Raw genomic sequence first — 18290 nt, 5'->3', positions numbered from 1 at the left:
GGCCATCCGTGATACCCCCATCAGGCTGCGACCAGCGCCTCTTCGGGTATGCTCAGCGTGAAGACGGCGCCGCCCGCCGGATCGGTGGCGGCGGCGACGCCGATGCCGAGCGCGTCGGCGAATCCCTTGACGATGGCGAGGCCGAGGCCGGAATCCCCGCTCCGGTCGCTGCCCTTGCCGCGCGCGAAGGTCTCGAAGATCGCCTCCTCGGCGCCGGGCTCGATGCCGGGGCCATGATCGCGCACCTCGAGCAGCAGCCCGCCCGCCACGCGGCGCGCCTCGATCGCGATCGGCCCCTCCGGGTCGCCATGCTGGGTGGCGTTGGCGAGCAGGTTGATGAGGATGTGGTGAAGCAGGCGCGGATCGGTCTGCACCAGCGGCAGCGTGCCGGGGATGGCGAGATCGATGCGGTTGTGGCGCAGCGTGTCGCGCAGATCGTGGACGGCGCTGCTGACGGCATCGGTGAGGTCGATGGGCTCGGGCGCGAGCTGGAGCGCGCCCGCATCCATGCGCACCATGTCGACGAGATTGTCGAGGAAACGTTTCAAGCGGCGGACCTCCGCGCGGGCCATCGCCACGGCGGGCGAGGCGGGCGCCTCCGCCGCCAGCGCCTCGACCGCGCCGGCCACCGAGGTGAGCGGCGTGCGCAGGTCATGCCCGATCGAGGAGAGCAGGGCGGCGCGCAGCCGGTCGCGCTCCTTGAGCAGGCCCAACTCGCGCATCTCGCCCTCTAGCCGGAGCCGCTCATGCGCCAGCGCCGCCTGCCCGACCAGCGTGGAGAGCAGCACGGTGCGATCGGCGGGCACCGGATCGGTGCCGTCGTCGCGGGCGAGGCCGAGCACGGCGAGCGTGCCGAGCGCCGTCTTGAGCGGGTGGAACTGCCAGTCGGCGGCGGTGAGCGTCGCGGTGCCGCGCCCGGCGGGCTCGCCCCGGCTCCAGCACCATTCGGCCGCTGCCTGATCCACCGGCCCCAGCGGCGCTGCCTCGGGTGCTGCGGCCTTCACCATCACCACGCCGTCGCGTTCGGCCAGCAGCAGCGTGTCGCAGCCGAGCAGCAGGCCGACCTCGGTGCAGATCGTCGACGCCGTCTCCTGCCAGGTGGAGGAGCGGGCGAGCGCCTGCGCAAAGGCGGCGACCGAGGCGTTCTCGGTGGCGCTGCGTGTGGAGAGCGTCGCGCGCGCCTTGAGCCGGCCGGCAAGATGGCTGACCAGCCCGGCGATGCCGATCAGCACTAGCATGGTGAGCAGGCTCTGCGGATCGGCGATGGTGAAATTGTAGAGCGGCGGCAGGAAGAAGAAATTATAGGCGAGCCCCGCCGCGACGCTGGCGAACAGGCCGGTGCGCAGGCCGAAACGCGCCGCCGTCAGGATCACGGGCAGCAGATAGATGAGGTCGAGCCCGCCCGCGCCGACCAGGGGCTCGGCGAAATGGTCGATCACCGTGGTCACGGCGACCAGCGCCAGCGCCGCGCCATAGCTCGACGGGCCACCCCAGCCGCGAGTGAGCGGCGCGAGGCCGCGGCGCGGCCGCTCGGCCGGCGCGGTGGCGGGGATGACGTGGAGCGCAAGGCCCTCCGGCCCGCCCTTGAGCAGCCGGTCCACCACCGACCCGTGGCGCGCCTCGAACCACCAGCTCCGCCGCGACTTGCCGATGACGAGCTGGGTGGTGCGGGTGGCGGCGATATGATCGATGAGGCCGGACGCGACATCCTCTGCCGGCACGCGGGCGATGGTCGCGCCGAGGCTGGCGGCGAGTCGCAACACGTCGGCGATGCGCTGGCGCTGCGCCTCGCTGAAGCCTTCTGCCCGCGCCGTCTCGATCACGATCGCCGACCATGGCGCGCGCAGCGCATCGGACAGGCGCTTGGCGACACGGATCAGGGCGTCGCCGCCGGGCTGCTCGCTGACCGCCACGAGCACGCGCTCGCCGCCGGCATAGACGCCGGGCAGCGCGCCCGCATCGAGCATCTCCAGCATCTGCCGGTCGACGCTGAGCGCCGCGCGGCGCAGCGCCATCTCGCGCAGCGCGGAGAGGTTGGGCTTGGAGAAGAAATGCTGGAGGGCGCGCGTCGCCTCCTCCGGCACATAGACCTTGCCCTCCTTCAGCCGCTCGATCAGCTCGTCGGGCGGCAGGTCGACCACCTTGATCTCGGCGCCCTCGAACACGCTGTCGGGCACCGTCTCGCGCACGCGGACGCGCGTGAAGCTCGCCACCACGTCGTTGAGGCTCTCGACATGCTGGATGTTGAGCGTGGTGTAGACGTCGATCCCGGCGGCGAGCAGTTCCTCGACATCCTGCCAGCGCTTGGGGTGGCGGCTGCCCTCCACATTGGAGTGGGCATATTCGTCGACGAGCGCGAGCTGCGGGCGGCGCGCCAGCACCGCGTCGATGTCCATCTCGGTCAGCGTGCGGCCGTGATGCTCGATCTGGCGGCGGGGGACGATCTCGAAGGGCTGGATGAGCGCCTCGGTCTCGGTGCGCCCGTGCGTCTCGACGACGGCCACCACCACGTCGACCCCGGCACGCAGCCGCTCGGCGCCGTCGGTGAGCATCTCGTAGGTCTTGCCGACGCCCGGCGCCGCGCCGAGGAATATCTTGAGCTGCCCGCGCTCTTCGCGCGTCGCGCGGCGCAGCAGCGCGTCCGGGGAGGGGCGGGGAGGTTGGTCGCTGTGGGTCGCCATAGAGGATGATCTGTACGCTGCCATAACGGATCAGGCTACGGGCTGGCTCGACGCGGCCACGGCAACGGCATAATCGTCGCGCCATGGCCCTGCCCCCCAAGCTGCTCGTCATCGAGGACGATCCCGCCATCCGCCGCCTGCTCCGCGTCACGCTGGAGCGCTCCGGCCATGCCGTCGCCGAGGCGGGGAGCGCGCGGGAGGCGCTATCGCTGCTGTCGATCGAGAAGCCGCAGGTGATCCTGCTCGATCTGGGCCTCCCCGATCGCGACGGGCTGGAGCTGGTGCAACTCCTGAAGCGCGGCAGCGAGGCGACGCTGATCGTGGTCTCGGCGCGCGAGGCGACGTCGGAGAAGGTGGCCGCGCTCGATCTCGGCGCCGACGACTATCTGGTGAAGCCCTTCGACACCGAGGAGCTGCTCGCCCGCATCCGCGCGGCGCTGCGCCACCGGCTCGACGCGCAGGGCGCGGCGCACCGGATCGAGGCGGGCGGGCTGGTGATCGATCTCGACCATCGCCGCGTGACGCGGGACGGCGCCGAGGTGCACCTCGCGCCCAAGGAATATGGCGTGCTGGCGCTGCTTGCCGCGAAGCCCGACCGGGTACTGAGCCATGCCCAGATCCTGCGCGAGGTCTGGGGGCCGGCGCAGGCCGATCGGGTGGAGTATCTGCGCATCGTGGTGCGCAGCCTGCGCCAGAAGCTGGAGGCGGACCCGGCGCGCCCCTCGCTGATCGTCAACGAGCTGGGCGTCGGCTATCGCCTGAAGCCGGGCGCCTGATCGGACGCCCGGCCGGGAGGCATCAGTTCTGCGGAGGCGGCGGCATGTCCTTGCCGCCGGGGCCGCCACGGCCATGGCCCTGCCAGCCGCCGCGCATCCCCATCCGCCCGCGCTCGGCCTGATGGTGGAGGCGGTCCAGCGCGTCGAAACGGGGCTGCTGGTCGGGGGTGAGGCCGGTGTAGAATTTGCGCGTCGCCTCGATCTTCTGCTTGGCGTCGGCGTCGCGACGGTCGAGATGGGCCGACATGCGGTCGAGGCGGGCGAGCGTGCCTTCGTCGCCCGTGGGCGGCGTGTCGCCTTCCGGCCGGCGCATCCCGCCCTCGCGGAAGCCGCGGTGCGGCTCGATCGCGCTCAGGAAGGCTTCGAGCGCGGGGCGCTGGTCGGCGCGCAGGCCGAGCAGCAGCGCGACATCGTCGACATGCTGGGCGCGGATCTTGGCGAAGTCCGGCCGGGCCCAGCCGGCGTGCGGCGTGCGTGCGGGCGTCGCCGGATCGGCGGCGAGCGCGGGTGCGGCGAGACCTGCCGCGAGCGCGATCAGGAACAGCGTGCGCAAAGGATATCCCCTCAATGGTTGACGATCCTGGTTCCCCCGCTTTTGTGTCGGCGGAATGTCCGCAGATTAGCACCGTCGAAATTCGCCGCACACATCTTCGCGGCATCGCGGGAGGATGAACATGGAGGCACCGTTCCCCGAGCGCGCCGCTGAGTCGATCGCGCACCTGCTGGTCGTCGACGACGATGCGGGCATCCGCCTGCTGCTGGCCGAGCGGCTCAGCGCCTATGGTTATCGCGTGACGACGGCGTCCGGCGTCGTGGAGATGGACCGGGTGCTGGCGCGCGGCGGGGTCGATCTCGTCATTCTCGACGTGATGATGCCGGGCGAGGACGGGCTCACCGCCTGCCGCCGCCTCGTGCAGGGGGGTGGGCCGCCGGTCATCCTGCTTTCGGCGCTGGGCGACGAGCAGGACCGCATCGTCGGGCTCGAGCTGGGCGCCGACCATTATCTCTCCAAGCCGTGCAGCCCGCGCGAGATCCTCGCGCATGTCCGCGCGTTGTTGCGCCGGCAGAAGGCGCCCGAGGCCGAGGCGCGGCGGGGGTTCGCCTTCATGGGCTGGCGGATGGACCTCGATTCGCACGAGCTGTTCGATCCGGACGGCGTGCTGGTCCATCTGTCCGACGGCGAGTTCGCGGTGCTGCGCGTCTTCGCCGAGCGGCCGCGCCGGGTGCTGACCCGCGAGGAGCTGCTCCACGGCGCGCGCGGGCCGGATTCGGATGCGTTCGACCGGGCGATCGACGTGCAGGTGAGCCGCCTGCGCCGCAAGCTCCGCGCGGGCGACAGCGATCTGATCCGCACCGTCCGCAACGAAGGCTATATGTTCGTGCCCAAGGTGACGCAGACGTGAGAGCCATCCCGGCGCGGCATCGGCTGCCGCTGTTCCTGCGCATCTTCGGGGTGATGCTGTTCGCGCTGCTCGGTGCGCAGCTGCTCGATTTCGCGATGCTGGTGTCGGTGCCGCCGCCGACGCCGCGCCTCTATCCGATCGCCGAGGTGGCGCAGGTGCTGCACGGCGATATCCCCGGCGGCAGCGGCTATCGCGTCACCACCGAATGGGCGCCGCCGCCCGACAATGGCGAGCCCCATGTCGAGCGCGTGCGCCAGCGTCTCGCCGAGCGGATGGGCGCCTCGATCGACGACGTCCATGTCGCGATCGACCGGCCGCCTCTGTTCCTGCGGCCCGCGATGCCGCCGCGCCATTTCGATCGCCCGCATGGTGAGCCGGGCGAGATCCTGTTCGGCCACTTCACCGCCGCCTACCGCATGGCGGACGGGCGCTGGCGCGTGGTGCAGGCCGAGCGGCGGGGAATCGAGCCGTGGCACTGGCGCATCCTCTTCTGGCTGCTGGGCACGCTGGTCGCAGCGCTGCCGTTCGCGTGGCTGGTGGCAAGGCATGTCGCCAAGCCGATCGGGCTGTTCGCCGCGGCGGCCGAGCGTCTGGGCCGTGACCCCCGCGCGCCGCCGCTGCCGCTCGACGGGCCGCCCGAGGTGGCGCTCGCGGCCGGCGCCTTCAACGAGATGCAGGCCCGCATCGGGCGCTATGTCGAGGATCGCGTGACGATGGCGGCGGCGATGGCGCACGATCTGCGCACGCCGCTGATGCGTCTCGCGCTGCGCGTCGAGAAGGCCGAGCCCGCCGATCGCGCCGCGATGGAAGCCGATATCGGCGAGATGAAGGAGATGATCGCCGCAGCACTCGCCTTCGTGCGCGACACCGGCCGGCCGCCGCGCCGGCAGAGGCTCAGCCTCCGCGCGCTCACCGAGAGCGTGGCCGACGGCATGGTCGACATGGGCGCGGACGTGACGGTCGAGCCCGGCGACGATCTCGTGATCGAGGCAGACGTCTCTGGCCTGAAGGCGCTGCTCTCCAACCTGATCGGCAATGCGGTCACCTATGCGGGGCAGGCGCGGGTGCGCATCGCCAGGCCCGATGGCCATGCCCTGATCGAGGTGGCCGATGACGGCCCCGGCCTCCCCGAGGCGCTGCTGGAGCGGGTGTTCGAGCCCTTCTTCCGCGCCGAGCCTTCCCGCAACCGGGAGACGGGCGGCAGCGGCCTCGGCCTCGCCAGCGCGCGGGCGGTGGCGCGCGCGCACGGCGGCGACGTGACGCTTTTCAACCGGGCGGGCGGCGGTCTGCTCGCCCGTGTCCTGCTGCCGCTTTGACAGCGGCGCCGGCCGCGCTATCGGCACAGGGACAAGTGCCAGAGGATATGGACATGCGTATCGCGGGATGGTCGTTCGGGGCGTGGCTGCTGATGGGGAGCGCGGCCGTCGCGGCTCCGCAGGAGGCGCCGCCGGTGACCCCTGCACCTGCTCCAGCCGTGACGGTCACTGCTCCCGCGCCGGCGGTGACCCCGCTGGCGGGCGGGCACATCTTCATCAGCCCGATGGGCGAGCCCTTCCACGGCGCCGAGGGCGTGTCGGGGGCGGAGGAATGGTTCCGCAAGGCCGACGCCGATCACGACAACCGCATCACGCCCAAGGAGTTCGAGGCCGACGCGATGCGTTTCTTCGCGACGCTCGACACCGATCATGACGGGCTGATCGGCCCCGACGAGATCGAGCATTACGAGACCGACGTCGCGCCCGAGATTCGCGTGCTGAGCACCTATGGCGACCCTTCGCTCGCCAAGGCCGACGATGACGGCAACGTCACCCCGCCACCCTATCCGACGCGCCTCGGCGCGGGGCGCTACGGCTTCCTCGATTCGCCTGAGCCGGTGGTGTCGGCGGACCTCAATTTCGACCGCGCCATCTCGCGGCAGGAATTTGCGGTGACGGCGTCCAAGCGCTTCAGGCTGCTCGATGCGAACGGCGACGGCGTGCTGACCCGCGACGAGCTGCCCAAGCTCGATCTCCATGCCGGTAGGCAGAGCGGCTATGGCGGCCGCAATGGCGGCGGCGGGCGAGGTGGCCATGGCCATCATGGCGGCCATGGCGGCGGCATGGGCGGTGGCGGCTTCGGCGGAGGCGGTGGTGGCTTCGGCGGCGGAGGCGGCGGTTTCGGGGGCTGAGCCTCCGTCCGTTCAGGCGAGCATCGTCGCCAGGAACCAGATCCGCGTCGCCTGGGTCCGCATGATCGGCCGGCGGCAATAGCGGCAGACGCCGCGATCGACATCGCCATTGGCCTGCCGACGTGCCGGAACGGGCGTGTGGCGCCCGGCCCGGCAGCGCTCCGCCCGAGTCATTCTCCCGGCCATCGCTGCCTTCTCCTTCATCGAGGAGGGCAGTGGCAGGCCTATCTGTCGGGCGGATGTCCGATTGTTGCGGAGTCGTCAGCCGGGCTGGCGGCCGTCGAGCATCGCGATGATGCCCGAGAAATCCTTGTGGCCGGCGCCGGAGTTCACGAAGGTCTGGAACAGCGCCTCGGCGGCCGAGCCCATCGGCACGGCGGCGTCCATGTCCTGCGCGGCCTGCATGGCGAGCTTCAGATCCTTGAGCATCAGCGCCGCCGCGAAGCCGCCTTCATAGCCGCGATCGGCGGGGCTTTCCGGGCCGACGCCGGGCAGCGGACAATAGCTCGTCAGCGACCAGCTCTGCCCGGAGGCCTTGGACGCGATATCATAGAATTTCCGCGGATCGAGCCCGAGCCGGACCGCCATGGCCAAGGCCTCGCAGGTGGCGATCATCTGGCTGCCGAGGATCATGTTGTTGCAGATCTTGGCGGCCTGCCCTGCACCCGCGTCGCCGGCATGGATGACGGCCTTGCCCATCTTCGCGAGAATCGGCTCGGCACGCGCGAAGGCGGCGTCCGTGCCGCCGACCATGAAGGTGAGCGTGCCGCCATTGGCCGCCGCGATCCCGCCCGAGACGGGCGCGTCGACCATCTCGAAGCCGCGCGCGGCGGCATCGGCGATCACCGCGCGGGCGGTCGCGACATCGATGGTGGAGCAGTCGATCAGCAGCGTGCCCGGCTTCACCGCGCCGAAAATCTGCTCGCCATAGACGGCCGCCACATGCTTGCCGGCGGGCAGCATGGTGACGACCGCGTCGACGTCCATGCTCGCCTCGGCGGCGGACTTCGCGATGGGGCAGCCGCCATCGCGGGCGCGGGCGAGCGCCGGCTCGGCGAGATCGAAGGCGACGACCTCATGCCCCGCCTTCGCGAGGTTGAGCGCCATGCCGCCGCCCATGTTGCCGAGCCCGACGAAGCCGATGCGTGCCATATCCTGTCCTCTCCGTATCGATAATGCGTCAGCCTCCGGAGCGCGGGCGTTGGGCCCTGCGGCTCCGGGGCGACGGTGGGTGTCGGTTACCGGCCTGTCCAGACGCCCGGACGCTTCTCGACGAAGGCCTTCATGCCTTCGGCCTTGTCGTCGGTGGCGCAGAGGCCGGCGAACAGCCGCCGCTCGAACAGGATGCCCTGCGCGAGGCCGGTCTCGAACGCGGCGTTGACCATCTCCTTGTTGGCGATGGCGGCGAGCGGGGGCATCGATGCGATCATTTTGGCGGTCTTCATCGCCTCGTTGATCAGCTCGTCGGCGGGGACGACGCGGGCGACGAGGCCCGAGCGCTCGGCCTCCACCGCGTCCATCATCCGGCCGGTCAGGCACATCTCCATCGCCTTGGCCTTGCCGACCGCCTTGGTGAGCCGCTGCGAGCCGCCCATGCCGGGGCCGACGCCGAGCTTGATCTCGGGCTGACCGAATTTGGCGGTATCGGCGGCGAGGATGAAGTCGCACATCATCGCCACCTCGCAGCCGCCGCCCAGCGCATAGCCGGCCACCGCGGCGATGATCGGTTTGCGGGTGCGGGTGAAGTCCTCCCAGCCGGCGAAGAAATTGGTGCCATAGGCGTGAGCAAAGCCCATCGCCTCCATCTCCTTGATGTCGGCTCCGGCGGCGAAGGCCTTCTCGCTGCCCGTCACCACCATGCAGAGCTGGCTCGGGTCCGCATCATAGGCGCGGGCCGCCGCGACCATCTCCTTCAGCACCGTCGAATTGAGCGCATTGAGCGCCTGCGGACGATTGAGGCGGAGCAGCGTGACGGCGTCGTGCTGTTCGACGAGGATGGTTTCGTAGGTCATTGCTTCATCATCTCCCGCGCGACGATCATGCGCATGATCTCGTTGGTGCCTTCGAGTATCCGGTGGACGCGCAGATCCCGCCAGATCCGCTCGATCGGATAGTCCTGCAGATAGCCGTAGCCGCCATGCATCTGGAGAGCGCGGTCGACCACCGCCGAGCCGGTGTCGGTGGCGAGGCGCTTGGCCATCGCGGCGAACTTGGTCTTGTCGTGCGCGCCGTCGGTTACCTTGGCGGCGGCCATGTAGAGGAGGGCACGGGCGGCCTCCAGCTCGGTCGCCATGTCGGCGAGCTGGAACTGGGTGTTCTGGAAATCGATGATGCGCGTGCCGAACTGGCGGCGCTCGGAGGTGTAGCGCTGCGCCTCGTCGAGCGCGCGCTGCGCGCCGCCCAGCGAGCAGGCGCCGATGTTGATGCGGCCGCCGTCGAGCCCGGCCATCGCGATCGAGAAGCCCTCGCCCTCGGCGCCGACCAGATTCTCGACCGGCACGCGCACGCCGTCGAAATTCACCTGCGCGGTCGGCTGCGAGCGCCAGCCGAGCTTCTTCTCCTGCGCGCCGAAGCTGACGCCCTCCATGCCCTTCTCGATCACGAGGCAGGAGATGCCCTTCGGCCCGTCCTGCCCGGTGCGGACCATGACGACATAGACCTCGTTCTCGCCGCCGCCCGAGATGAAGGCCTTGGAGCCGGTGACGACATAATGGTCGCCGTCCTTCACCGCCTTGGTCTTGAGCGCGGCGGCGTCGGAGCCCGAGCCCGGCTCGGTCAGGCAATAGGATGCGATCCGCTCGCACTGGACGAGATCGGGGAGATATTTGGCCTTCACCGCATCGCCGCCGAAGCGGTCGATCATCCATGTCGCCATGTTGTGGATCGAGATGAAGGCGGAGGTGGAGGGGCAGCCATAGGCCATCGCCTCCATGATGAGCGCGGCCTCCAGCCGGCCGAGCCCGATGCCTCCCGCTTCCTCCGACACATAGATCGCGCCGAAGCCGAGTTCGGCGGCGGCCTTCACGGTATCGCGGGGGAAGATGTGCTTCTCGTCCCACTCGGCGGCGTGGGGAGTGATCGCGTCGGCGGTGAAGCGGCGCGCCAGCTCCTGGATTTCGCGCTGGTCGTCGGTGAGGTCGAACTGGGTCATGCAGGAGCCCTAGCAGAAACCGCCCCATGACAGGGAGGGTAGGTCGCCGGCGGAGGAGGCCCTGCGCCGCTCATGAAACGGCCTCCTCCCCCGACAGGCCGCCGGGGGAGGAGCGGGAGGTCAGCCCATCGTGGGGATGACGAAAGCGTTGTCGCCCGAGGCCGAACCGTCGGGCCAGCGGCCGGTGACGGTCTTCACCTTGGTCCAGAACTTCACGCCTTCCATGCCGTGCTGGTTGGTGTCGCCGAACGCCGAGCGCTTCCAGCCGCCGAAGGTGTGGTAGGCGACCGGCACCGGGATCGGCACGTTGATGCCGACCATGCCAACATTCACGCGCGCCGCGAACTCGCGCGCGGCATGGCCGTTGCGGGTGAAGATGGCGACGCCGTTGCCATACTGGTGCTCCGAGGGAAGGCGCAGCGCCTCCTCGAAATCATGCGCGCGCACGATCTGGAGGACGGGGCCGAAAATCTCCTCCTGATAGGTCTTCATCTTCGTCGTGACGCGGTCGAACAGCGTCGGGCCGACGAAGAAGCCCTTCTCATGTCCCTGAAGCGTGAAGCCGCGGCCGTCGACGACCAGCTCGGCGCCCTCGTCGACGCCCATCTGGATGTAGTTCTCGACCTTCGCCTTGTGCGCCGCGTTGATGACCGGGCCATAATGCGCCTCCGGATCGGTCGAGACACCGACGCGCAGCGCGTTGATCGCGGGGATCAGCTTGGCGCGCAGGCGCTCGGCCGTCTCCTCGCCCACCGGCACGACCACGGGCAGCGCCATGCATCGCTCGCCGGCGGAGCCGAAGGCGGCGCCCGACAGATCGTTCACCACCTGATCGAGATCGGCATCGGGCATGACGATGCCGTGGTTCTTCGCACCACCCATCGCCTGGACGCGCTTGCCCGCCGCGACGCCGCGCGAATAGACATAGTGCGCGATGTCGGACGAGCCGACGAAGCTCACCGCCGCGATCGCCGGATGATCGAGGATCGCGTCGACCATTTCCTTGTCGCCATGCACGACCTGGAGGATGCCCTCCGGCAGCCCGGCCTCGCGCATCAGCTCGGCGAGGCGCACCGGCACCGACGGATCGCGTTCCGACGGCTTGAGGATGAAGGCATTGCCCACCGCGATGGCGACGCCGAACATCCACATCGGGATCATCGCCGGGAAGTTGAACGGGGTGATGCCCGCCCCGATGCCAAGCGGCTGGCGCATCGACCAGACGTCGATCCCCGGCCCGGCGCCATGGGTGAACTCGCCCTTCATCGCGTGCGGGATGCCGCAGCAGAACTCGATGACGTCGAGGCCGCGCATGAGGTCGCCGCGCGCGTCCGCGATCACCTTGCCATGTTCGGAGGCCAGCGTGTGTGCCAGCTCCTCCATATTGGCCTCGACCAGCTCCTTGAACTTGAACATCACGCGGGCGCGGCGCTGCGGGTTGACCGCGGCCCAGGCGGGCTGGGCGGCCTCAGCGGCTGCGACGGCGCGATCGAGGTCGGCGGCGGTGCCGAGCGCGACGCGCTTCTGGACCTTGCCCGAATTGGGATCGAAGACGTCGCCGTACCGTGCGGCCTCCGTCTCACCCGCGCCACCCGCGATGTAATGGCCGATGTCGTGCACCGCGACTCTCCTCATCTTGCTGTTTGGCTCTCCATCGGCCTATGCAGTCCCGCAGGCAAGGCCGCCAATGTGCAAACTGGGCCTGCAATTATGCAGGAAGATCGATGGGCGCGATGAACTGGGACGACATGCGCATCTTCCTCGCGCTGGCGCGGTCGGGCACGCTGGCGGCGGCCGCGCGCGCTGCCGGGCAGGATGCGACCACGGTCGCCCGGCGTATCCAGCGGCTGGAAGCGGCGCTCGCCACCACCTTGTTCGAACATGGCCCCGCCGGCCAGAGCCTCACGGAGGGCGGCCATCGCCTGCTCGCTCATGCCGAGGCGATGGAGGCGGGTGCCCGCGCCGTGCAGCAGCAGGCGGAGGAGGGGGCGGCGCTCGGCGGCACGATCCGGCTGAGCGTGTCGGAAGGCTTCGGCAGCGGCTTCATCGCGCCCCGCCTCGCCCGCTTCGCCGAGCGCCATCCCGGCGTGGCGGTGGACCTGATCGCGTCGACCGGCTTCCTCAATCCCTCGCGGCGCGAGGCAGACATCGCGATCATGCTCGCGCGTCCGCGCGGCGGGCCGCTGATCGCCGCCAAGCTCACCGACTATCGGCTGGGCGTCTATGCCGCGCGCGACCATCTCGATCGCACGGGGCCGGTCGAGAGCGTCGACGCGCTCACCCGGCGACGGCTGGTCGGCTATGTGCCCGATCTCATCTATGCGCCCGAGCTGCGCTATCTGGCCGAGGTGGACGAGCGGCTGGAGGCGGAGATTCGTTCCTCCAGCATCACCGCGCAGACGCGGCTGATCGCGAGCGGGGCCGGGTGCGGCATCCTGCCCTGTTTCCTGGGCGATGCCACGCCGGGCCTGGTGCGGCTGCTCCCCCGCGCGGTGTCGATCGAGCGGAGCTTCTGGCTGGTCGTCCACCGCGACATGCGGCGGGTGGCGCGGGTGGAGGCGTTCATCGCCTGGCTGCGTGACGAGGTGGCGTCCGCGGCGGCCCTGCTGGCCGGTCGCGGCGGGGCGTGACTTTCCCGCCCGGCGTGCGATCTTGGCCGGCACGAATCGGCGGGCGGAGGGGGCGACGGTGACCGAATGCGTTGTCATCACGACCAGCGTGGCGGGGCGGGAGGATGCGCACCGCATCGCCGGCGCGCTGATCGGGGAGCGGCTCGCCGCCTGCGTGCAGATCATGCCGATCGAGAGCCATTATCGCTGGGAAGGCGAGGTGGAGCAGGCCAGCGAACTGCTGCTCACGATCAAGACCAGCGCCGAGCGCACGCTGGCTGTGCAGGCGCGGATTCTGGCGCTCCACAGCTATGCCGTGCCCGAGGTGCTGGTGACGCCGGTGATCGGCGGCGCGGCGGCCTATCTCGACTGGATCGCCCAGCAGGTGAGGCCCGCGGCCTGATGCGGCCTCCGCCCCGATTTTCGGCTTGCATTTCGGCCGCCTTCAAATGATTAGGCAGCTAATGATTTCCCGGACCGAAGCCGAAGCGGAGTTCGCGCGCCGCATCCTGCCGCTTGCGCGCCGCTGGCGGGCGGAGGCGGATCGCGCGGTGGCCGATCTCGGCCTGTCGGATGCGACGGGCTGGCTGCTGCTCCATGTCGGGCGGCTGGGCGACGGCGTGCGCCAGACGGAGCTGGCCGCGGCGCTCGACATACAGGGGGCGTCGCTGGTGCGCCTCGTCGATCAGCTCGAACGGGCCGGCCTGGTCGAGCGCCGCACCGACGCGCAGGACCGCCGCGCCAACCGCATCTTCCTGACCGAGCCCGGCCGCGCCATGGTGGGCCGGATCGAAACCTCGCTCCGCGCCATCCGCCATCACCTCTTCGAGGGCGTCGACGATCGGGATCTCGACACCGCCAACCGGGTGCTCGGCTGGCTCGACCAGCGGATGCTGGCCCAGCGGGAGAAGGCGCGATGAAGGCCGATGCGGAAGCCGTGCTCTTCTCGGTCAAATGCTTCATCGCGGCGATGCTGGCCTATTATGTCGCGCTCAGGATCGGGCTCGTCCGGCCTTATTGGGCGGTGACGACCTCCTACATCGTCGCCCAGCCGCTCGCCGGCGCCGTGCTTTCCAAGGCGGCGTTCCGGCTGATGGGCACGCTGCTCGGCGCGACGGCGGCGGTGGTGCTGGTGCCCACCTTCGTCAACGAGCCGGCGGTGCTCTCGCTGGCGCTGGCGCTGTGGCTGGGCCTGTGCCTCTATGTCTCGCTGCTCGACCGGACGCCGCGCGCATACATCTTCCTGCTCGCCGGCTACACCGCCAGCATCATCGGCTTCCCGAGCGTGGACGCGCCGGGCGCGATCTTCGATGTCGCGATCGTCCGCGTGCAGGAGATCACCATCGGCATCCTCGCCGGTAGCGTGGTGCATGCGCTGATCTGGCCGCGCTCCGTCGCCGCGCGGCTGCTCCAGCGGATCGAGGTGATCCTCAACGATGCCGAGCGCTGGTCCCGCGCCGCGCTGTCAGGCGTGCGCGAGGAGACGCTGGACCGCGAACGCCGCCGCCTCGCCATCGATCTCACCGAGCTGCACCAGCTCTCAATCCACCTGCCGTTCGACACGGCGCGCCTGTTGCCCCGCGTGCGGACGGTGCGGGCGATGGAGGATCAGCTTTCGCTTTTCCTGCCGCTGGCGAGCACGGTGGAGGACCGGCTGGTGGTGCTGTCGTCGTGCGAGGGCGGAGTGCCGGGGCCGATCGCGGATTATGTCGAACGGGTGCGCAACTGGCTGGAGGACGGCGTGCGCAGGCCGGATCGGGGCGAGGTCGCCGCCCGGCTCATCGACGAGGCGCGGGTGCTGGAGCCGCCGCCGGGCGGCCCGGAGCCGATCTGGCGCGACATGCTGCTGCTCAACCTGCTGGCGCGCATGGCGGACCTGATCGCCGCGCATCGCGATTGCCGGGATCTTCAGGACCAGATCCACTCGCCCAGCCCGCGCGCGCTTTCGCCGCGCGTGGGGGAGTTGCTGGCACAGGCGGGGGGACGAGCGCTCCATCGCGACAAGGGCCTCGCAGTGCGTGCGGCGCTCGGCACCATCGCCACCATCGTGCTCGGCTGCGCTTTCTGGATTGGCACCGCCTGGCCGGATGGCGCGGGCGCGGTGCTGATCGCGGGCGTCTGCTGCGCGCTGTTCGGCAATGTCGACGATCCGGGCCCGGTGATCTTCACCTTCTTCATCGGCTCGGCGCTCGGGCTCGGCGTGGCGATGCTGTGGGGCTATGCCCTGTTGCCGCGCGCCACCGATTTCGTGACGGTCGCCGCTGTGCTGGCGCCGCCGCTGCTGCTGGTAGGATCGATGCTGGCGCGGCCGCCGCTGACCCTGGTGTCGCTCGGCATGCTGCTCGCCTTCCCCAATACGGTGGGGCTGAACGCCACCTACAAGGATAGCTTCGCCGCCTTCGCCAACGGGGCGCTCGCCCAGCTCGTTGGCACCGGCTTCGCGGTGGTGACGGTGGGGCTGTTCCAGACGATCGGCACCGAGCACAGCGTCGCCCGCCTGATCCGCGCCGGCTGGCGCGATGTGGCGCGGCGCGCGAAGGGCCGGGCGCCCGGCACGGCGCACTGGACGAGCGGGATGCTCGACCGGATCGGCCTGCTGCTTCCCCGGCTGGCGAAGCAGGCGCCCGATCCCGGCAAGCCGCTGCTGGACGCGCTGGTGGACCTGCGCATCGGCTTCGTCGCGGGCGAGCTGGATCGGCTGGGCCCCTCCGCCACGCCGGAGCAGCGCGGGCTGATTGCCGATACGCTGACCGGCATCTGGCGCCATTTCGTCCGTCTCGATCCGGTGCGGACCGTGCCGCCGCCCGAGGGGCTGCTGGCCGAGATCGACCGCACCGTCGCCGCCTTCGCTGCCGATCCGCAGGCCGAGCGGCGGCGGCAGGGCCTCGTGCTGCTGACCAGCCTGCGCCGCAACCTGTTCCCGCAGGCGCCGGCCTATCAGGGAGCGCCCGCATGATCGGCGAAGTCTCGATCGGGGGCGTGTTCCTGCCCTCGCTGCTGGTGCTCGCCATCGCCGCGCTGGCGATCGTCGTGCTGCTCTCGCGCCTGCTGGCGCTGGTGGGCGCCTATCGGCTGGTCGCCTATCGTCCGCTGGTGGACGTGGCGCTGTTCCTACTCATCCTCGGCCTTCTGGCTTCCCTCACGACCTCGTTCGGACTGCATCCATGAACCGTATCCTCGCGCCGCTCGCCCGCTGGGCCGTGACCCTGAGCATCGTCGTGCTGGCCGTCCTCGTGGCGATCTGGCTGTGGCGCCATTATGAGACCGACCCCTGGACGCGCGACGGCCATGTCCGCGCCGACGTGGTGCGCGTGGCGCCGGATGTCGGCGGGCTGGTGACGTCGGTGGCGGTGCGCGACAACCAGTTCGTCCACAAGGGCGATCTGCTGTTCGTGGTCGATCAGCCGCGCTACGCCGATGCGCTGGGGCAGGCGGACGCCAGCATCGCCAGCGCTCGGGCCACGCTGGAGCAGGCGAAGCGCGTGGCGAAGCGCGACCTCGCCTTGGGCGATCTGGTCGCGACCGAGACGCATGAGGAGAATGTCGCCAAGGTGGCGACCGCCGACGCCGCGCTCAACGCCGCGATCGCCGCGCGGCAGACCGCCTCGCTCAACGTCGCGCGCACCGCGATCCGCGCCTCGGTGAACGGCATCGTCACCAATCTCGATCTGCATCCGGGCGACTATCTGGGCGCGGGGCATCAGGCGATGGCGGTGGTCGACATGGATTCGCTGCGGATCGAGGGCTATTTCGAGGAAACCAAGCTCCGCCACATCCATGTCGGCGACAAGGCGAAGATTCGCCTGATGGGCGACGAGCGCGACCTCGAAGGCCATGTCGACAGCATCAGCGCCGGCATCGCCGACGACCAGAGCAAGGACACCGCCAACCAGCTCCGTGAAGTGCAGCCGACCTTTAGCTGGGTCCGCCTCGCACAGCGCATCCCGGTGCGCATCCATGTCGACCGGATGCCCAGGGGCACGCAGCTCATCGCCGGGCGGACGGCCACCGTCACCATCGTCCAGCCGGAGGAGCGGAAGGCCCAGCCCCAGAAGTCCACGCAGCCGCAACCGGTCGCCAACGCGCAGGGGCCGCGCCCGTGAGGATCGCGCCCGCCGCCTCCCTGCTTGCGCTGTCGCTCGCCGCCTGCACGGCGGGGCCGAATTATCATGTGCCGGACAATGCGATGGCGAAGGCGCCGGCCGCCAACCGCGCCTTCGCGAGCGGCGACGAGCCGGCCTATGCGCAGGCGCCGCTGCCCGATCATTGGTGGCGGCTCTATGACGATGCGCGGCTCGACGGCTATGTCGAGGAAGCGCTGAAGGCCAACACCGACCTGCGCGCCGCCGACGCGAACCTGCGCCGCGCGAGCTATATCGTGCGCGAGGCCGAGGCGGGCCGCACCATCCAGACCAGCCTCAATGCTGGCGCCGAAGCCGCGCGGGTGGGCTTCTTCACCGAGCCGCTGCCGGGCACGGCTTGGTCCTACACGCTGGGCGCGGGCGTCGAATATCCGCTCGATCTGGCGGGTGGCATCAGGCGCGGGATCGAGGCGGCGAAGGACAGCTCCGAGGCGGCGCAGGCGGCGCGCGATAATGTGCGCGTGACGATCGCGGCGGCGGTGACGCGGAGTTATGCGGCGGCCTGCTCGGCCAACCGCACGCTGGCGGCGACGCAGCATGTGCTCGACATCCAGCGCCAGACGCTCGACGTCACCCATCGGCTCTTCAAGGGCGGCCGGGGCACCAATTTCGACGTCACCCGCGCGCGCGGCGCCGCCGACCAGAGCGCGGCGGCCATCCCCACCATCATCGCCAAGCGGCAGGCGGCCCTGTTCGAGCTGGCCGCGCTGATGGGCCGCGCGCCCTCCGACTATCCCAAGGAGCTGGAGACCTGCCCGGCGCCGCCCGCGCTCAAGCAGCCGATCCCGATCGGCGACGGCGGCGCGCTGATCCGCCGCCGCGCCGACATCCGCGCGGCCGAGCGCAATCTCGCCGCCGCCACCGCCACCATCGGCGTCGAGATGGCGGAGCTGTATCCCAAGGTGACGCTGGGCGGATCGATGGGCTTTGCCGGCCCGTTCAAGCTGTTCAACTCGGGCGACACCTTCGGCGGCGGCATCGGCCCGCTGGTGTCGTGGAATTTCCCCAACCGCAAGCTGATCCACGCGCGCATCCATGCGGCGGGCGCGGAGGCGGACATCGCCTCGGCGCGCTTCGATGGCACGGTGATCGAGGCGCTGCGCCAGACCGAGACGGCGCTCACCGCCTATGCGCGCGAGATCGACCATGACCATGCGCTCGAGCTGGCCCGCGACGATGCCGAGAAGGCGAGCGATCAGGCCAACCGCCTGTTCCGCTTCGGCCGCACCGGCTTCATCAACGTGCTGACCGCGCAGTCCAACCTTGCCAATGCCGAGGCGGCGCTGGCGGCCTCGCAGTCCGAGCTGACCGACCGGCAGATCGACGTCTTTCTGGCGCTCGGCGGCGGCTGGGAGGAGTGA

Annotated in this window: 18 protein-coding genes; 11 read left to right on the top strand and 7 right to left on the bottom strand. The window is 70.4% G+C overall.

The genetic code is table 11. The annotated features are described in order from the left end of the window. Positions 1–20: 20 nt before the first annotated feature. Entirely contained in the window at positions 21–2681 is a 2661-nt protein-coding gene (locus ST3T6A_RS0116100) for a sensor histidine kinase (RefSeq protein WP_019833982.1), read from the bottom strand. A gap of 83 nt (positions 2682–2764) precedes the next feature. Between ST3T6A_RS0116100 and ST3T6A_RS0116095 the strand changes: the two genes are divergently transcribed. Then, positions 2765–3457, top strand: a complete 693-nt coding sequence (locus ST3T6A_RS0116095) for a response regulator (RefSeq protein ID WP_019833981.1) — start codon at positions 2765–2767, stop codon at positions 3455–3457. A gap of 22 nt (positions 3458–3479) precedes the next feature. Here the strand turns inward: ST3T6A_RS0116095 and ST3T6A_RS20955 are convergent, their stop codons facing one another. Further along, on the bottom strand, positions 3480–4010 hold the full coding sequence (locus ST3T6A_RS20955) for a Spy/CpxP family protein refolding chaperone (protein ID WP_019833980.1): 531 nt from the start codon (positions 4008–4010) through the stop codon (positions 3480–3482). Positions 4011–4131: 121 nt separating this feature from the next. On the opposite strand from ST3T6A_RS20955, the gene ST3T6A_RS0116085 reads away from it, so the two are divergent. From ST3T6A_RS0116085 to ST3T6A_RS20950, 3 genes are read left to right on the top strand one after another with little or no spacing between them, the layout of a single operon-like run. Next, positions 4132–4860 carry a response regulator gene (locus ST3T6A_RS0116085; protein ID WP_019833979.1) on the top strand — a complete coding sequence of 243 codons (729 nt, stop codon included), beginning with the start codon at positions 4132–4134 and terminating at the stop codon, positions 4858–4860. Next, complete coding sequence (locus tag ST3T6A_RS0116080) at positions 4857–6176, top strand: sensor histidine kinase (RefSeq protein WP_019833978.1); 1320 nt, start codon at positions 4857–4859, stop codon at positions 6174–6176. The genes ST3T6A_RS0116085 and ST3T6A_RS0116080 overlap by 4 nt, the downstream gene beginning before the upstream one ends. A 53-nt stretch (positions 6177–6229) precedes the next feature. Further along, positions 6230–7027, top strand: a complete 798-nt coding sequence (locus ST3T6A_RS20950; protein ID WP_051103483.1) for a hypothetical protein — start codon at positions 6230–6232, stop codon at positions 7025–7027. Positions 7028–7039: 12 nt separating this feature from the next. Here ST3T6A_RS20950 and ST3T6A_RS21730 read toward each other — a convergent pair whose 3' ends face one another. The 5 genes from ST3T6A_RS21730 to ST3T6A_RS0116050 form a co-directional block, all read right to left on the bottom strand. Further along, on the bottom strand, positions 7040–7213 hold the full coding sequence (locus ST3T6A_RS21730; protein ID WP_162140545.1) for a hypothetical protein: 174 nt from the start codon (positions 7211–7213) through the stop codon (positions 7040–7042). A gap of 75 nt (positions 7214–7288) precedes the next feature. After that, a complete protein-coding gene (mmsB, locus tag ST3T6A_RS0116065) occupies positions 7289–8179 on the bottom strand; it encodes a 3-hydroxyisobutyrate dehydrogenase (protein WP_019833975.1) in 891 nt (296 codons plus the stop codon). Positions 8180–8265: 86 nt separating this feature from the next. Further along, positions 8266–9039 (bottom strand): enoyl-CoA hydratase, encoded by a 774-nt coding sequence (locus ST3T6A_RS0116060; RefSeq protein WP_019833974.1) that lies wholly within the window; start codon positions 9037–9039, stop codon positions 8266–8268. Further along, a complete protein-coding gene (locus tag ST3T6A_RS0116055; RefSeq protein WP_019833973.1) occupies positions 9036–10178 on the bottom strand; it encodes an acyl-CoA dehydrogenase family protein in 1143 nt (380 codons plus the stop codon). The genes ST3T6A_RS0116060 and ST3T6A_RS0116055 overlap by 4 nt, the downstream gene beginning before the upstream one ends. A gap of 120 nt (positions 10179–10298) precedes the next feature. Further along, complete coding sequence (locus ST3T6A_RS0116050; protein ID WP_037538943.1) at positions 10299–11813, bottom strand: CoA-acylating methylmalonate-semialdehyde dehydrogenase; 1515 nt, start codon at positions 11811–11813, stop codon at positions 10299–10301. Positions 11814–11911: 98 nt separating this feature from the next. Between ST3T6A_RS0116050 and ST3T6A_RS0116045 the strand changes: the two genes are divergently transcribed. From ST3T6A_RS0116045 to ST3T6A_RS0116015, 7 genes are all read left to right on the top strand, one after another. Further along, on the top strand, positions 11912–12808 hold the full coding sequence (locus ST3T6A_RS0116045) for a LysR family transcriptional regulator (RefSeq protein ID WP_037538995.1): 897 nt from the start codon (positions 11912–11914) through the stop codon (positions 12806–12808). A gap of 58 nt (positions 12809–12866) precedes the next feature. Further along, positions 12867–13190: a divalent-cation tolerance protein CutA gene (gene cutA, locus ST3T6A_RS0116040; protein WP_026359788.1), complete on the top strand. Its 324-nt coding sequence runs from the start codon at positions 12867–12869 to the stop codon at positions 13188–13190. Between the two features lie 61 nt (positions 13191–13251). Then, the gene (locus tag ST3T6A_RS0116035) at positions 13252–13707 is read left to right on the top strand and encodes a MarR family winged helix-turn-helix transcriptional regulator (RefSeq protein ID WP_019833969.1); all 456 of its coding nucleotides are present in this window, start codon (positions 13252–13254) and stop codon (positions 13705–13707) included. After that, entirely contained in the window at positions 13704–15743 is a 2040-nt protein-coding gene (locus tag ST3T6A_RS0116030; RefSeq protein WP_019833968.1) for an FUSC family protein, read from the top strand. Before ST3T6A_RS0116035 ends, ST3T6A_RS0116030 begins: the two co-directional genes overlap by 4 nt. Continuing rightward, on the top strand, positions 15740–15955 hold the full coding sequence (locus ST3T6A_RS0116025) for a DUF1656 domain-containing protein (RefSeq protein ID WP_019833967.1): 216 nt from the start codon (positions 15740–15742) through the stop codon (positions 15953–15955). The genes ST3T6A_RS0116030 and ST3T6A_RS0116025 overlap by 4 nt, the downstream gene beginning before the upstream one ends. Further along, on the top strand, positions 15952–16890 hold the full coding sequence (locus ST3T6A_RS0116020; protein WP_019833966.1) for an HlyD family efflux transporter periplasmic adaptor subunit: 939 nt from the start codon (positions 15952–15954) through the stop codon (positions 16888–16890). The genes ST3T6A_RS0116025 and ST3T6A_RS0116020 overlap by 4 nt, the downstream gene beginning before the upstream one ends. Beyond that, positions 16887–18290, top strand: coding sequence for a TolC family protein (locus ST3T6A_RS0116015; RefSeq protein WP_019833965.1), 1404 nt, complete (start codon positions 16887–16889; stop codon positions 18288–18290). Before ST3T6A_RS0116020 ends, ST3T6A_RS0116015 begins: the two co-directional genes overlap by 4 nt.

The organism is Sphingomonas sp. PR090111-T3T-6A, assembly GCF_000383095.1.
Classification (GTDB): domain Bacteria; phylum Pseudomonadota; class Alphaproteobacteria; order Sphingomonadales; family Sphingomonadaceae; genus Solisphingomonas.
Note: the sequence above shows the minus strand (reverse complement) of the source record. Positions and strands in the feature narration are given on the sequence as shown.